The sequence below is a fragment of the Methanobacterium sp. genome, from assembly GCF_038562635.1.
Lineage (GTDB): Archaea > Methanobacteriota > Methanobacteria > Methanobacteriales > Methanobacteriaceae > Methanobacterium_D.
Genome location: NZ_JBCFBO010000001.1, coordinates 1,066,217 through 1,080,524 on the forward strand (window position 1 = coordinate 1,066,217; position 14,308 = coordinate 1,080,524).

19 protein-coding genes are annotated in these 14,308 nt (G+C 33.6%); 17 read left to right on the plus strand and 2 right to left on the minus strand.

Annotation, left to right across the window (positions count from 1 at the left end):
* Positions 1-107: 107 nt before the first annotated feature.
* Positions 108-896 (plus strand): diphthine synthase, encoded by a 789-nt coding sequence (dph5, locus tag AAGU07_RS05305; protein ID WP_342458107.1) that lies wholly within the window; start codon positions 108-110, stop codon positions 894-896.
* Positions 897-933: 37 nt separating this feature from the next.
* Positions 934-1,866 (plus strand): DNA adenine methylase, encoded by a 933-nt coding sequence (locus tag AAGU07_RS05310; RefSeq protein WP_342458108.1) that lies wholly within the window; start codon positions 934-936, stop codon positions 1,864-1,866.
* Between the two features lie 18 nt (positions 1,867-1,884).
* Here AAGU07_RS05310 and AAGU07_RS05315 read toward each other — a convergent pair whose 3' ends face one another.
* Positions 1,885-2,118 (minus strand): hypothetical protein, encoded by a 234-nt coding sequence (locus AAGU07_RS05315; RefSeq protein WP_342458109.1) that lies wholly within the window; start codon positions 2,116-2,118, stop codon positions 1,885-1,887.
* 249 nt (positions 2,119-2,367) lie between these two features.
* Here AAGU07_RS05315 and AAGU07_RS05320 point away from each other — a divergent pair, with 249 nt between their 5' ends.
* The 9 genes from AAGU07_RS05320 to mtrA all read left to right on the plus strand — a co-directional run bounded on the left by AAGU07_RS05320 (position 2,368) and on the right by mtrA (position 8,593).
* The gene (locus AAGU07_RS05320; protein WP_342458110.1) at positions 2,368-2,880 is read left to right on the plus strand and encodes a PadR family transcriptional regulator; all 513 of its coding nucleotides are present in this window, start codon (positions 2,368-2,370) and stop codon (positions 2,878-2,880) included.
* A gap of 89 nt (positions 2,881-2,969) precedes the next feature.
* Positions 2,970-3,332: a PadR family transcriptional regulator gene (locus AAGU07_RS05325; protein ID WP_342458111.1), complete on the plus strand. Its 363-nt coding sequence runs from the start codon at positions 2,970-2,972 to the stop codon at positions 3,330-3,332.
* Positions 3,325-3,777, plus strand: a complete 453-nt coding sequence (locus AAGU07_RS05330) for a hypothetical protein (protein WP_342458112.1) — start codon at positions 3,325-3,327, stop codon at positions 3,775-3,777. Before AAGU07_RS05325 ends, AAGU07_RS05330 begins: the two co-directional genes overlap by 8 nt.
* 117 nt (positions 3,778-3,894) lie before the next feature.
* Positions 3,895-4,104 (plus strand): hypothetical protein, encoded by a 210-nt coding sequence (locus AAGU07_RS05335; RefSeq protein ID WP_342458113.1) that lies wholly within the window; start codon positions 3,895-3,897, stop codon positions 4,102-4,104.
* A 17-nt stretch (positions 4,105-4,121) separates the two neighbouring features.
* Positions 4,122-5,060, plus strand: a complete 939-nt coding sequence (locus tag AAGU07_RS05340; protein ID WP_342458114.1) for an ATP-binding cassette domain-containing protein — start codon at positions 4,122-4,124, stop codon at positions 5,058-5,060.
* Positions 5,061-5,065: 5 nt separating this feature from the next.
* The gene (locus AAGU07_RS05345) at positions 5,066-6,268 is read left to right on the plus strand and encodes an ABC transporter permease (protein WP_342458115.1); all 1,203 of its coding nucleotides are present in this window, start codon (positions 5,066-5,068) and stop codon (positions 6,266-6,268) included.
* A gap of 321 nt (positions 6,269-6,589) precedes the next feature.
* Positions 6,590-6,886 carry a hypothetical protein gene (locus AAGU07_RS05350; RefSeq protein WP_342458116.1) on the plus strand — a complete coding sequence of 99 codons (297 nt, stop codon included), beginning with the start codon at positions 6,590-6,592 and terminating at the stop codon, positions 6,884-6,886.
* Between the two features lie 323 nt (positions 6,887-7,209).
* The gene (locus tag AAGU07_RS05355; protein ID WP_342458117.1) at positions 7,210-7,785 is read left to right on the plus strand and encodes a methyltransferase domain-containing protein; all 576 of its coding nucleotides are present in this window, start codon (positions 7,210-7,212) and stop codon (positions 7,783-7,785) included.
* Between the two features lie 250 nt (positions 7,786-8,035).
* Positions 8,036-8,593 (plus strand): tetrahydromethanopterin S-methyltransferase subunit A, encoded by a 558-nt coding sequence (gene mtrA, locus AAGU07_RS05360; RefSeq protein ID WP_342458118.1) that lies wholly within the window; start codon positions 8,036-8,038, stop codon positions 8,591-8,593.
* A gap of 49 nt (positions 8,594-8,642) precedes the next feature.
* Here the strand turns inward: mtrA and AAGU07_RS05365 are convergent, their stop codons facing one another.
* The gene (locus AAGU07_RS05365) at positions 8,643-9,374 is read right to left on the minus strand and encodes an archaeosine tRNA-ribosyltransferase (protein WP_342458119.1); all 732 of its coding nucleotides are present in this window, start codon (positions 9,372-9,374) and stop codon (positions 8,643-8,645) included.
* A 555-nt stretch (positions 9,375-9,929) separates the two neighbouring features.
* Between AAGU07_RS05365 and AAGU07_RS05370 the strand changes: the two genes are divergently transcribed.
* The 6 genes from AAGU07_RS05370 (at position 9,930) to AAGU07_RS05395 (ending at position 14,266) form a co-directional block, all read left to right on the plus strand.
* A complete protein-coding gene (locus AAGU07_RS05370; protein WP_342458120.1) occupies positions 9,930-10,445 on the plus strand; it encodes a CDP-alcohol phosphatidyltransferase family protein in 516 nt (171 codons plus the stop codon).
* 141 nt (positions 10,446-10,586) lie between these two features.
* The gene (gene hdrC, locus AAGU07_RS05375) at positions 10,587-11,576 is read left to right on the plus strand and encodes a CoB--CoM heterodisulfide reductase subunit C (RefSeq protein ID WP_342458121.1); all 990 of its coding nucleotides are present in this window, start codon (positions 10,587-10,589) and stop codon (positions 11,574-11,576) included.
* A gap of 19 nt (positions 11,577-11,595) precedes the next feature.
* Complete coding sequence (hdrB, locus tag AAGU07_RS05380) at positions 11,596-12,507, plus strand: CoB--CoM heterodisulfide reductase subunit B (protein WP_342458122.1); 912 nt, start codon at positions 11,596-11,598, stop codon at positions 12,505-12,507.
* 262 nt (positions 12,508-12,769) lie between these two features.
* Positions 12,770-13,036: a DUF749 domain-containing protein gene (locus AAGU07_RS05385; protein WP_342458123.1), complete on the plus strand. Its 267-nt coding sequence runs from the start codon at positions 12,770-12,772 to the stop codon at positions 13,034-13,036.
* Entirely contained in the window at positions 13,033-13,560 is a 528-nt protein-coding gene (locus tag AAGU07_RS05390) for a DUF2096 domain-containing protein (RefSeq protein ID WP_342458124.1), read from the plus strand. Before AAGU07_RS05385 ends, AAGU07_RS05390 begins: the two co-directional genes overlap by 4 nt.
* Before the next feature lie 37 nt (positions 13,561-13,597).
* On the plus strand, positions 13,598-14,266 hold the full coding sequence (locus AAGU07_RS05395; protein WP_342458125.1) for a metallophosphoesterase: 669 nt from the start codon (positions 13,598-13,600) through the stop codon (positions 14,264-14,266).
* Positions 14,267-14,308: the final 42 nt, after the last annotated feature.

The window sequence follows — 14,308 nt, forward strand, 5'->3', positions numbered from 1 at the left end:
TAAATTTAAAAATATACAAAATATTTTTACTCGTTAATTAGGAGCTAAAATGTATTTATAGATTATATTTATTAAATGAAATCTTTACAGGAAATTGAGGTGTTAATATGCTTTATTTTATTGGTTTAGGACTTTATGATGAAAAAGACATTTCATTAAAGGGAATTGAAGCTTTGAGGAAAGCTGATGTTGTATATGCTGAATTTTACACTGCAAATCTTTTTGGAACAACATTAGATGCATTAAAATTCATGATAGGAAAAGATATAGTTGTTTTGAAGCGAAGTGAAGTTGAAGAAGAAAATATCATTTTAGAATCTGCAAAGGATAAAAATGTTGGATTTTTAACTGCAGGAGATCCCCTAATTGCAACTACACACACAGATTTGATGATTGAAGCTAAAAAAAGAAACATTGAAACCACAGTTATTCATGCATCTTCCATTTTATCTGCTGCTCCAGGGCTTGCAGGACTCCAAGCTTATAAATTCGGGAAGGTAACCACCGTGCCATTTTCAGATAAAAATTTTTTCCCTCATTCACCGTATACTGCCATAAAAGCCAATATGGAATTTAATGCCCATACACTGGTACTTTTAGATATCAGGGCTGATGAAAACAGATATATGACTGTAAATGAAGGTTTAGAATATCTCTTAAAAGTTGAAGAAGAAAGAAAAGAAGGAGCTATAACCGAAGATACTATAGCAGTAGGAATTGCAAGGGCAGGGTCAGACAAACCATTTGTACGTGCAGATAAAATTAAAAATTTAATTAAAGAGGACTTCGGCGGGCCTCTCCACTGTATGATCATACCTGGAGACCTTCATTTTATGGAAGCAGAGTATTTAGTAAAGATTTGCGGGGCGCCTGAGGAGGTTCTGGATAACCAGTAACCCCTAGATATTATATAATTCTCGGATTGTAAAAAATATGCAAAAGAATAATGATTTTAGTGCAAAACCATTTTTAAAATGGGCTGGCGGGAAAACACAGTTACTTGATGAATTTGATAAAAGATTACCATCAAAAATAAAGGGCAGTAAATTCATTGAAACATACATTGAACCTTTTATTGGCGGAGGGGCAATGTTCTTCTTTTTAAAGAGAAAATATGATATAAAAAAATCATTTATTTTTGATATTAATCCCGAATTAATAATAGCATATAAAGTTATACAGGGAGATTATAAAGCATTAATAGATAGATTAAGCGAAATTAAGCATAAACACCTTCAAAAATCAGAAGATATGCGAAAGGAATACTACTACCAGATTAGAGACAAATATAATAAACAAATTGAAAATTTCAATTACAGTAGTTTCAATGATGAATGGATCGAAAGAGCTGCTTATCTCATATTTTTAAATAAAACATGCTTTAACGGGCTTTTCAGACAAAATAGGAAAGGAGAATTTAATGTTCCCTTTGGACGTTATAAAAATCCAAGTATCTATGATGAAGAAAACATTATCAAAGTAAATAAAGCTTTAAAGAATACTGAAATCTTCTGTGGAGACTTTACAAGTTCCAGCGAATATATACAAAAAGATAGTTTCGTGTATCTTGATCCCCCATATCGTCCGCTAAATAGAACCTCAAGCTTCACAAGTTATTCTAAAGACGGCTTCTTTGATGAAGATCAGGTCAGATTATCAATGTTTTTTGAGCAAATGGACAAACAAGGAACATATTTGATGCTCAGTAATTCAGACCCTAAAAACAAGGACATTAATGACCATTTCTTTGATGATCTTTACAAAAATTACAATATTAACAGAATTCCAGCAAAAAGACATATAAACTCCGATGCCTCAAAAAGAGGAAAAATTAATGAATTGATTATTACAAATTATGTTATTTAAATATTGATTAGTCTGAAATTATTTCGTCTCTACTTCAGATTCAACTTTTCCCCCTACTTTTTCCATATAGTCACATTTTTCAATATTTTGAAGAGGAATTATTACATGTTTGATGCCGTCTTCTTTAGCACCGTATGTTACTTCAATTAAGCCCCTATCTTCATCAATTTCAATTTTTTCCACCCCAAATTCCCCTTTTTTGAAATTATGAACATTTTCATTGATTAAGCTTACTTCAAGTTTTTCTATCATTTTGTTCACCTTCCATCTGATATTTATAATTATGTAAGTTATTATTCAAGTATTTTGAGCACTGCACTTACTTTTTAAATAATTGCAATAATTTTTTAGTCCAAACCATGCCCACTACAAAGTCAAGACATGAGTTTAAACTCAGTTTTTAGCAAAACTTTAAATACCATAAAACTATATGTTAAAAATAACCTATGTTAAATTTAACATAAGTTAAAAATAACCTAATTAAAATTGGACGTGAATCAAATGGCAAATACAGACCTTATCATTCTAGGTATGATTTACCTCGTACCAAGCCATGGGTATCAGCTTAAAAAGAATATCAAAGAATCTTTCGGAAATCCTTATTTTAAGCTGAATAACAATGTTTTGTACCCTACTCTTGCAAGATTTGAGCAGGAAGGCTTTATTGAGGGAAAAACAGTAGCTGGCGGAAGTACCAGCAAAAAAATATACCATATCACAGAAAAAGGTCGAGAAAAGCTGCTTGAAATGGTAGCAGAGCCTGTTGAACCCGATATTGACGGCTTTGATTTCAGTGTACATGCAGTGTTTTTTGACCTCATACCCAAAGAAAGCCGTGTAAAAATAATCAAACCGCTTTATGAAAGTAAACTGCAGATGTACAAAGAATCTCTTGAAAAAAAGGAGAAATATGGAGTCAATATGCTGCCTATTTCCCTTGCTGTTCTGGAATATGGTATCAAAGGGTTAGAAAGAGATATTGAGTTTTATAAAAAATTAATGGAAATGGAATAGATCCCTGCAAAACATTTTTATATACCTTGCCACGTACAGTATAGTATGTGACATGTATATGTATCACACACTATAACAGGAGGTTGACAATGGACAAGGTCCTTGAAAAATTCGAGACTGAAATAAGGCGAGGCGTTATGCAGGTAGCTGTGGTCTGCCTTCTGGACAAAGAGAAGTACGGCTACGAAATAATCAAAAGCCTCAATGAAACAGGATTAAATGTGGAAGAAGGAACGTTATATCCACTTCTTAGACGTCTCGAAAAGGATGAACTACTTTCTAGCCGCTGGGAAACCAGCGGACCAAGGCCGCGGAAATATTACATAGTAACTGAATACGGAAAGGAAATTAGAACAAAATGGTTAAATTCGTTTAATGCAGTTAGTGCAGTCATTGAACGGCTTAAAGAGAATATTCAAGATAATAAAAAGGGCGGATTATACAATGTGTAACCTTGTCAACGAGTACATAAGCAAAGTAACAAAAAATATGGGCTCAAATCAGCGCAAAGAAGTTGCTAAAGAGCTAGAAACACATATTTTAGATAGTGCTGAAGCCATTGCTGCCGAAAAAAATATTGATATTGATAAAGCTGTCATCCGCGAAGTTATAGATAGGATGGGATCTCCAGAAGAAGCGGCAGCCATGTATACTTCTGAAAAGACTTTTTCAGACAAAGTAGTGGACCAATTGAAAGAAATATGGAGAATAACAGTCCATTTCATTATAATAGTCACAATGGTTTGGATCGTGCTGTTCATTGCATTCTGGATCTACTTTGGACGTGCAGATTATATCGAGTTCGATATGTTCACTTTACTCATAATGGTTATTATTTACCTCGTTATAATTGCCTTTCACATGTTCAAAAAGCTTAAAATTTTTTCACAGCACTAAAAAGCAGTAATAAGACACAGAATATATTAAATTATACATTTAGCTTTCTTAAATTCACACAATATAAAAAGAAATGATTTAAATTCAGATTCATACCCTAAAAATTGGAGGAATTATATGGACAACAGACGTGAATATCGTCGCCACAGGCTATTTGGATTTCCATATGGCCACCTAATCTGGCCGCTTGTAATTGGAATTATTTTAATTTGTGCAGGCTTATCTGATTTGATTAAAATAGATATCTGGCATTATATATGGCCAATGATTGCCATTGTTTTAGGCATATTAATTATAGCTGGAGGAATATTCAGCAACAGAAATTAACTAAAGAAGGGATTTATATGGATGAATATGTAATAGAGGCTCAAAATCTCACCAAAAAATATGGTGATTTTTTAGCTGTAGACAATTTAAACTTAAAAATAAAAAAAGGAGAAGTCTTTGGTTTTTTAGGTCCAAATGGGGCCGGAAAGACGACTTCAATCAGTATGATGGTAGGGCTGCTACGTCCTTCCAGCGGTAAAGTTCTGATCAACAATAAAGAAGTAGAAAAGATTGATAAAGGGACCATTGGCATATGTCCTCAGGAACTTGTTCTCTGGGAAAATCTTACATGCTACGAAAGCCTTAAACTTATGGGAGATATGTATGAGATACCCAAAGATAAACTGGATCAAAGGATAAAAACTCTTTTAAAAGATCTTTTCCTTACAGATAAAGCTGACACAGTAGTTTCTAACCTTTCAGGAGGTATGAAGCGTCGTTTAAATCTTGCACTTGCTGTAATTCACCAGCCAGAAATAGTACTTTTAGACGAACCGTCAGAAGGTCTTGATCCTCAGTCACGTCGTGTATTATGGAATTACATCCGATCACTTCGGGATGATGAAGGTAAAACCGTTATTTTAACAACACACCTTATGGATGAAGCAGACAGGTTAAGCGATCGAGTTGCTATAATTGACCACGGCCAGCTGCTTAAATTAGATACCCCTAAAAATCTCAAAAAAGAGGTAGGAGAAGGAGATATTGTTGAAATGACCCTTTCTAACCAGAATAATGGAGATGTCATAAAGTATCTTGAAAACCTAAAGGATATCATATCTGTCGCGGAGTTAGACGGGAAGATTAATTTAAGAGCATTTGATGCTGTAGGAAAACTTCCAAAGATTATTGGAGCTCTTGAAGAATCTAATGTTAACATAGATGATCTTGCTATACGACAAAACACTTTAGAAGATGTTTTCATCGAGTTAACAGGGACAGGGCTCAGGGAGTGAAAAAAATGAAATTCATGAGTATAGCTTCAAAAGATTTAAAAGAACTTTTAAGGGACAGAAGAGGATTATTCTTCATACTGTTATTCCCACTATTCTTTATGTTAATTTTCGGATTTGCATATGGGAATATGGGTGAAAACAATGAACCACATAGTATTGCAGTAGTTAACTATGATCAGGGCGTGACAATACCTGGTGGAACCAATATAAACTTTGGGGACAAGACTACAGATACGCTAAAGGATGTCAAGTATCCAGAAAATGATACAAATATGTTTAATGTCACTTTAACATCAGAGGCAGAGGCAGATAATCTTGTAAAACAGAGAAGTGTAGACGCAGAAATTATAATTCCAGAGAATTTCTCTAAATCTATTTCAACTTTAACACCGTCAACAGTCATCGTCCGTGGTGATACTGGTTATTCTGGATTTGGAATTACTCAAGCCATGCTGTCAAGTGTTTTAGGAGAATATCAAACTAAATTAGCCGCTAACATCGAAAATAATGGAAATAATCAATCAGAAAAGCTTATTCAAGGCAAAATAGAAGGCTTGCCTGGAACAGAATCTTTTACAGCCTTTGACTATCTTGCACCGGGAATGATGGTATTTGCAATATTAATGCTTGCAACCAGTGTAGCGACAATACTAACAAGAGAAGTAGAAAGTGGAACCCTTAGACGCCTGAAACTCTCTAAAATGACCTCATTTGATTTCCTATTTGGCGGTCTTTTGCCATGGTCACTTGTTGCAGCTGCACAAGTATTAATTCTCTTTGCAGTGGCTATAGGGATAGGATTCCACTGGCAGGGAGGTATTGAGTCAATCATACTGGCAGTGATCATTGGTATAATCGGAGGTATAGCTTCCATATCTCTGGGAATGATCATAGCATCCTTTGCAAGAAGCCCCCCACAGGCAGGTCAGCTTGGAACTCTAGTAGCAGTACCTTTAACATTCATGGTTGGTGCATTCTTCCAGCTGCCGCAGATGGTAATTGGCAGTTTCATGGGACAGCAAATCCAGGTTTATGATATTCTCCCATGGTATCATGTTGCAAACGCGCTGCGTTATGTTCTGACATATACCGTTAGTTGGGACACTATCATGTATCAAATAGTTTGGGCAGTTGTTCTTTCAGCCATTCTTTTTGTTATAGGAGTATTCCTATTTTCAAGAAACAGATTAAGGCCAGATAATAGTTAAAAGATAGAATTAAAATTAATTTTTCTATCTTACCTTTTTTTATAAGCTTAAAATAAATTTTAACCATTCTTGCCATTAGCTAAACTAAGATAGATAAATTTTAAAATAATTAACGCATTATTAATACTTTTTTTATAAATAGTAGTAAATTACTTATAATTTGAACTTCAAAATTAGAAATTAAATACTTCTATTTCCAATATTTTAGATAAAAAACCCATTAAAACACTTTAAATCATATTATCAAGCTCAATAAAGCTTAAATTCGTAAATAAATTTGATAAAGTTTATTTTTAAGATATAATCAATTGAGGTGATAACTTGAAAGAAGAAGAATCTGAAAGGAAAAGTATGTCAGAAAAAGAGAGAAAAGAAATGGAAGAACAGGAAAAAACTGCAGAAGTATGGATAGAAGAAAGTAAAGAAAGGTCAAGCTCAGATATTACTAAACAAGAAGAAAAAGGCAAAACTCCAAGGGTAGATTCAGATTTACCCACATTTGAAGGTAAAACAATAGTTAACCCTCCAGAAGGAGGAGGTAAAATACTTAAAGGATCACGAGGGGAAACTGCTGCAGGAGCGAAATGCGGATACCCAAGTAAACCATGTAACAGGTAATAAAGTCCACATTATCAAAATAGAAAAAAAACAAGATGTAAATACCAAATACATCTTGTTACCACATCTTCTTTACAATTAAAATCAAATTTTGTTAAATTCTTTTTAGTAGGCTATAATGTGATTAATTACAGTTTAACAAAGTATTTCCTGCGCATGTCCTAGATTTGAGTTTTAATAATTATTTTGTATCTTATTGATTTAAACAGCTATTTTTTGTATAATTTTTAAGCCATCAGATAGTTTAATATTTTAGTAGTTCCAATACTATCAAAACACGATAACTTTAAAATTTTTGAATTACTGAATAAAAGAGGGAAAAAATGGCAGAATCTGAAAAACATTTTCATCACGGGCGTTCAAGTAAAGAAATTCTGGACTCAAATAGAGTTTTAAGTACAGTTGGACTTAAAAAAGGAGATACATTTCTAGATGCTGGTTGTGGAGATGGATATATGTCTCTTACAGCCTCAAAAATAGTTGGCAATGAAGGTAAAATCATCGCTGTTGATGTTTGGGAAGAATCAATTAATGCATTTAAAGAAAAAATCGAAAGCAATAATATCAAAAATATAGATGCAGAAGTTGCAAATATAACCCAAAAAATACCAGTAGATGATGAAAGTATTGACATACTGTACATGGGTAATGTTCTACATGGGTTTGTTGAAAACAATGAAGTTGAAACTGTAATGAAAGAAATACAGAGGGTAATTAAGAAAGGAGGGTCATTCGCTGTGGTTGAATTTAAAAAAGAAGAAAGTACCCATGGTCCACCATTACATGTCAGAATCACACCAGAAGACATAGAAGAAATAGTTAAAAATTATGGATTTGCCGTAAATAAAGTGGAAGAAGTCGGTACCTATCACTATGCTACAATATTAACTAAGAACTAACCAATCTACTTTTAATATTACTTTTTTGCCAGATAAAACCTAAATTATCAGTTAATAACTTATTTTTAATTAAATTTGACTATGCTAAACTTTTTTATATATGAATGTTATAACTTATAATTAATATGAAACAGCGCGTTATTTATCTTACCTATTTTTTAAAGGCCCACGCCGTCGAAAAATCGTAGATTTTTCGGGCTGCAAAAAATGAAATTTTTTACACGCTGTTTAAAACTCGGAGGTGTTTTAATTGGCTGAAAAGAAATCACCAGCAGAAGGATGGCCAGTAATTAACGGAGATTACGTGGTAGGGGATCCTGAAAGCCCTGTAGCAGCGACAACACTCGGATCACACAACGAACAAATTCCAGTAGATGCCGGAGCCGCCATAGCAGGTCCATGTAAAACCGAAAACTTAGGAATCGAAAAGATGGTTGCAAACCTGATATCAAACCCCAACATAAGATTCCTCATATTGTGCGGATCAGAAGTACAGGGACACATTACAGGCCAAAGCATAGAAGCTCTACACGCTAATGGTCTAGACGAAAAAAGAAAAATATCAGGTGCAACAGGCGCAATACCTTTCATCGAAAACATTCCCGATGAAGGGCTAGAAAGGTTCCAGCAGCAAATGGAAATTGTAAGTATGATTGACGTAGAAGATGCCGGACAAATCCAGGGCAAAGTTAAAGAGTGCATTGAAAAAGATCCAGGCGCATACGAAGAAGAACCAATCGCCATAAGACTAGATGAATTAGAAAAAATTCTATCCAAAAAAGAAGAAATTGCAGAAGCAGAAACATGAATGGAATACTACGTATTCCATCTAATTTTATTTTTAAAATGCTTTTTTATTAATATAAAGGCATGTATTTCTTTAAAAAATCAGCATATTTTTTATCAAGTATTCTAAGTGCAGACATAGCTTCGGGGGAAGTGCAGCATCGCTCATCTACTAAATTTCTAAGGGTCATATTTTTGATATTTTCCTGTATCTCTTTAATTACAAAGTCCAGGGTATTTTTATTGTACGCTTTAAGCTCTTCAAAATCCAGATCATAAATCTGATATTTAGTTATATCGTAATTTGCAGATGGAGTTTGCATAATATTTAGATAAGCATAAAAGTCGCATGAAAAGTCTCCAAATAGGTCTACACCCATATAAGCAAGTAACGGGATAAAATTAATGTCTACAAATGAAAAATACAGTGCTGCATTTGGGTTTATATTTTCTCTTATGTTTACGATTATATCAACCAGATCCCATGGTTGTCTCATAAGCTCTTTGGGATTTGCTATTAGAAATGTGGTGATTCCAAGTTTATCTAATTCTTTTGCACATTTTATTCTTAAATCCAGATATTTTCCGCCGTGAATAACTCCAATGCCCTTTTCTTTACTTTCTTTTGCATTTTCAATTGTCCGGTTAACAGACCATTTTGCCAGTTCCTTTGGGACATCATATGGCATTGGTTCATCCTTTATAATCTTAAATTCAATACCTGGTTTAAAAACAGCCGGTGTTTTTAATTCATCATAATTTCCAAGCCTTGCTGGACCATCATGTCGTTTTATTTCAAGCATAAAAATCAATTTTCCATTTCTTATGTAAATGTATTTAAATAAAAGTTTATAGTGAATAATCAAATATTTAGGATTAGGGAATTATAAAATTTATTTACATGCCCTTTAATTTAAAGAATGTAAATATAATTAATTTAATTATCTAAAATTTATAAGTTTAATAATTTATGTTTACGGAACGAAGCTGGAGAAAAATGTTTACAAAATCTCTCAAACACTGTCAAAATCTCTGATTTTGACGTTGAAGGAAAACCTTAAGGTTTTCCTGAACCGCAAAACGTAGTTTTGCAGGCCACAAAAAACTTCGTTTTTTGTAGGCTTCGTGTTTGGAGTGCAAATCGAAGTTAGAAAAATACAAAGTATTTTTCTACATGAAAAATCGAAGATTTTTTAAGATTTGCTAACTACGATTTTGTAACATGTGAAAATCTACGATTTTCAAACATCAAAAACCAGCGGTTTTTGAAGGCTTTGATTTTTTGAGGGAATTTTCACATGTTATTCACTATAAAATATTTGTATATCCAGTTTAAATAACTAATTGCAAGGATAAAAATGAAGATCAACAAATTAATCTTAGTTCCAACAGGAACAACCGCCTTTAGAATTGTATTATCCATTCTATTTTTAGACTTGCTTATAAATAACATGAAAATAGTGGCAATCCTTGTTTTTTTACTTGCAGTCATTACAGATGCTTTTGATGGATATTTTGCCAGGAAATTAGGAGTTTCATCAGATTATGGCGCATATTTTGATATAACTGCAGATTTTATTCTTGTTTTAGTCGCATTCTTAACATTCATAATTATTGGAATCTATCCCTACTGGCTGCTGCTTCTCATAATTTTAGTATTTTTGCAGTTTATACTTACATCAAAGCTTAAGGTCTTAGTATATGATCCAGTAGGTAAATATTATGGAGCTTTCCTTTTTGCGGTGATTCTAGTTACGTTAATATCACCACCCATTTTTTACGGATTTTTACTCATAGCTACTCTTTTATTTACCATATTATCATTGATAAGCAGGTATTTATTCTTTATTTTTCGAAAAACAGTTGAAAAATAATTCAAAATTTTGAATTTTATAGGTGTCATCAAAAAGGTTACAGTTTGCAAAATTTCCGCAAGGTATATATACACAGATCATCAACCTAAATATGAAAATTACAAGTTTTCACGTAGACCCGTTACCAAGGGTGTGAAAAGAATGAGAAGCTTAAAGAAACTAAAAAATTTTTTAACTGGGGGAGAGGCAGAGAAAGAGGAAGATGAAAATAAATCTGAATCTGAAATGTCAGAAATCGTCGAAGAGGAAAAAAAACCAGTTGAATCAGAGACAAAACAACAAACTGCCCCTGCAGTAGAAGAAGTTAAAAAAGAACCTGTTGTAGAAGAAAAACCTTCTGAAGTTGAAGTTAAAACTGAGACTATTGAAGAAAAGCCTACAATAGAAGAAAAACCTGTTGTGGAGGAAGCTGAACCTGTTGTAGAAGAAGAAACTACAATAGAAGAAGTTGAACCCGTTGCAGAAGCTGAAACTGCTGTAGAAGAAAATGTTGAAGAACCTGCTGCTCCAAAAGAAGCAGAAGTCATTGAGGAAACTAAAAAAGACGAACCCAAACCCAAAGGAAGTGGAAGTATGAGTTTACTTAATAAAGAAGAGAACCTAATACGCGCTGAAGAAGTAGAGCCAGGATTTAAACAGGAAATAATAGATGCTGGTGCAGAAACCGTAGCTTTATGTTACCAGTGTGGTACTTGTACCGGATCATGCCCATCAGGAAAAAGAACCCCTTACAGGATAAGGAACATTATAAGAAAATCCCTCATGGGACTTAAAACTGAAGTTTTAAATGATGAAACAATCTGGGAATGTGTTACATGCTACGCATGCCAGGAAAGATGCCCAAGAGGTGTCGCAATTGTAGATGTCGTTAAAATTATAAGAAACATGCAGTCCAAAGCAGGAAAAATGGCACAGGCACACAAAATGACCGGAGTATTTGTATTAAAAACCGGACACGGTGTACCTATAAACGATGCTACAATGGCACTAAGAAAAAGAGTTGGATTAAACGAATTACCACCAACCACACACGAATACCCAGAAGCATTAGAAGAAGTAAGAACAATACTCAAGAAAACTGGATTTGACAGTTTAATAGGATACAACTGGGAAACAGGAGAAATAGAATAAATTTTTTGGAGTGATTATAATGGCTGATTTCGCATATTTCTTAGGATGTATAATGAACAACAGATACCCTGGAATCGAAAAAGCATCAAGAGTGATGTTTGAAAAGTTCGGTATAACATTAAACGATATGGAAGGAGCTTCATGCTGTCCTGCACCAGGTGTATTTGGATCATTCGATAAAACTAGCTGGCTCTCAATAGCTGCAAGAAACATAACCATAGCTGAAGATATGGGAATGGACATAATGACCGAATGTAACGGATGTTTCGGTACATTATTTGAAACTAATCACGAACTTGCTCACGATGAAGCAGCAAAAGAAAAAGTTAATGAAATTCTCTCTGAAGTTGGAAGAGAATACAAAGGTGACATCAAAGTAAGACACTTTGCAGAAGTATTATACAACGATGTAGGCCTCGACCAAATAGCAGCTGCTGTTACAAGCCCATTAGACGGACTTAACGTTGCTGTACACTATGGATGCCACTTCTTAAGGCCAACAGCAGATATTGAAATAGACAACGCTGAGAAACCAACAATTTTAGATGAAATTGTAGAAGCAACCGGTGCAAAATCTGTAGACTACAGAGACAAAATGCAGTGCTGCGGTGCTGGTGGTGGAGTACGTTCAAGAGACTTAGATGTAGCTTTAGACTACACTAAAGACAAATTAACCAACATGGAAGCTGCTGGTGCAGACGCTATCGTAAACGTATGCCCATTCTGTCACTTACAGTTTGACGTAGGTCAGACCGAAATTAAAAAGAAAACCGGTGACGAATTCAACATACCTGTTTTCCACTTAGCTCAGTTTTTAGGTCTTGCAATGGGATTCAATCCTGAAGACTTAACTGTTGACGTTCACCAAATAGCTGTGGACTCTGCACTTGAACAAATAGCAAAATTAGACGAAATAACCGGCGGAGAATAAACACTCCCTTATTTCTTTATTTTTAAAGGTACTTTTTTAGTAATATATTTCTATTTCTGCGTATAATTTTAAATATTTATTCTATAGCTAGTTTAAGCTTTTAAATAGATTAAATGATATTTAATAATTTAGATAGATGTCTATTCCTTATTTTATCAAAATACTAAACTTAATATATAAACTTTTAAATATTTTGAGGCTTATATTTTAACTTGAATTTGAATTTGATTAGTTTGAAACTTAAATTATTCGAGGTGTTTTTTTGTTTATTGCTACACTGGTTGGAATATTTAAATTTGATGAATTACCACAAGAATATGGGCCATATGTAAGATATAAAGCTTCCCTTGAAAAGAAAGACATTGATGAAAAGGAAAAGATCGCCATTTTAAACATAAGCGGTACAGAAAGTTATCATGTTTTATTCTTAGATTCATATAAAAGTACAGCTGAAATAGACGAAGAACTAAAAGCAGCTGATGCAAAACTTAATTACAACACTAAAAAAATACTGGAAGGACACTTATGACTGAACTGCCTATGGAACAAACATGGTTAGTTCTTGTTGAACTTTTAACTGACCTTCGAAAACGCGGAATCAAAATTCCAGATGAAGTACCTAAAACTGTTAGATTAGCAAAAACTACCATAAATTTTTATAAAGCAGACCCTACTAACCCAGACATGATGAACGAAATAAAAAGAATAAATGATTTTCTAAATTCAATTCAGGATACTCTTCTTGATCTTGCTGAGGAAGTAGGTAAAGATTACAAAGATGAATGGCTTAATAAACTTATGAGGGCTTCAAGAGGGGAAAGAGTAGTTGAAAAAGAGGAAAATGCACCTAAATTTGCTGTTGGAGTTCCTTCCGGATTTTCAATGGTAAAAGTTACCTTCCAGGAGCCTTTATCAGAGGAAAGATTAAATGATATTGCTGAAGAATATGGAGTTATAATAGAATTTGAAGAAGATGACGTGGTTGCAATTTATGGAGATCAAGACAACGTTAAAGCAAGTTTAAAAGAAATAGCTTCATTTTTCCAGAAATAAAATAAATTTAATTTTTTATATTTCAGGGAGTTACAACATGAAAATTCTTGTTATGGGCGATATACACGGACAGTGCCATAAAATCTTTAATTATCTTCAAAAAAATGCTGTGGATCTAATAATTTTAACTGGGGATATAACACATTTCGGGCCACCCAAATTATGTGGAGACATATTAAATGAAATATGCGCATTTAATGTTCCCACATTTGCGATACCTGGTAACTGCGACCCATCAGGGGTTTATGGGGAAATTGAAAACTCAAGTGCAATTAATATACATAACAGATCAATTATTATTAAAAATATAGGTATTTGCGGGTTTGGCGGCTCAAATCCAACTCCATTTGACACGCCCCTTGAATTTGAAGAGATGGAAATATATGATGAACTTAAAAAGCTGATGAAACAAATTGAAAATCAGGAAATAAGAATACTGGTGACTCATGCACCGCCCTACAACACAAAAACTGATTTAATACCTTCTGGAGACCATGTAGGAAGCAAAAGTGTTCGAAAGATAATAGAAGAGTTTCAACCTTCCATCAACTTGTGTGGACATATACATGAAGCGGTAGCCATCGATAAAATAGGGAATACTATTATATTCAATCCAGGAGAAGCATCTCATGGTTTTGCAGGCATAATAGACATAAATGAAGATGAAAGAGAAATAAAAATATCCCCCCAACTCATAAATCTTTAAGAATGCTTTATTAAAATTATAGAAAGGAATTATATTCATAAC

Excerpts from the sequence above, each read along its gene's own strand:
- dph5 (WP_342458107.1), top strand. The coding sequence starts at position 108 with ATGCTTTATTTTATTGGTTTAGGACTTTATGATGAAAAAGACATTTCA.
- AAGU07_RS05310 (WP_342458108.1), top strand. The coding sequence starts at position 934 with ATGCAAAAGAATAATGATTTTAGTGCAAAACCATTTTTAAAATGGGCT.
- AAGU07_RS05315 (WP_342458109.1), bottom strand. The coding sequence starts at position 2,118 with ATGATAGAAAAACTTGAAGTAAGCTTAATCAATGAAAATGTTCATAAT.
- AAGU07_RS05320 (WP_342458110.1), top strand. The coding sequence starts at position 2,368 with ATGGCAAATACAGACCTTATCATTCTAGGTATGATTTACCTCGTACCA.
- AAGU07_RS05325 (WP_342458111.1), top strand. The coding sequence starts at position 2,970 with ATGGACAAGGTCCTTGAAAAATTCGAGACTGAAATAAGGCGAGGCGTT.
- AAGU07_RS05330 (WP_342458112.1), top strand. The coding sequence starts at position 3,325 with ATGTGTAACCTTGTCAACGAGTACATAAGCAAAGTAACAAAAAATATG.
- AAGU07_RS05335 (WP_342458113.1), top strand. The coding sequence starts at position 3,895 with ATGGACAACAGACGTGAATATCGTCGCCACAGGCTATTTGGATTTCCA.
- AAGU07_RS05340 (WP_342458114.1), top strand. The coding sequence starts at position 4,122 with ATGGATGAATATGTAATAGAGGCTCAAAATCTCACCAAAAAATATGGT.
- AAGU07_RS05345 (WP_342458115.1), top strand. The coding sequence starts at position 5,066 with ATGAAATTCATGAGTATAGCTTCAAAAGATTTAAAAGAACTTTTAAGG.
- AAGU07_RS05355 (WP_342458117.1), top strand. The coding sequence starts at position 7,210 with ATGGCAGAATCTGAAAAACATTTTCATCACGGGCGTTCAAGTAAAGAA.
- AAGU07_RS05365 (WP_342458119.1), bottom strand. The coding sequence starts at position 9,374 with ATGCTTGAAATAAAACGACATGATGGTCCAGCAAGGCTTGGAAATTAT.
- AAGU07_RS05370 (WP_342458120.1), top strand. The coding sequence starts at position 9,930 with ATGAAGATCAACAAATTAATCTTAGTTCCAACAGGAACAACCGCCTTT.
- hdrC (WP_342458121.1), top strand. The coding sequence starts at position 10,587 with ATGAGAAGCTTAAAGAAACTAAAAAATTTTTTAACTGGGGGAGAGGCA.
- hdrB (WP_342458122.1), top strand. The coding sequence starts at position 11,596 with ATGGCTGATTTCGCATATTTCTTAGGATGTATAATGAACAACAGATAC.
- AAGU07_RS05390 (WP_342458124.1), top strand. The coding sequence starts at position 13,033 with ATGACTGAACTGCCTATGGAACAAACATGGTTAGTTCTTGTTGAACTT.
- AAGU07_RS05395 (WP_342458125.1), top strand. The coding sequence starts at position 13,598 with ATGAAAATTCTTGTTATGGGCGATATACACGGACAGTGCCATAAAATC.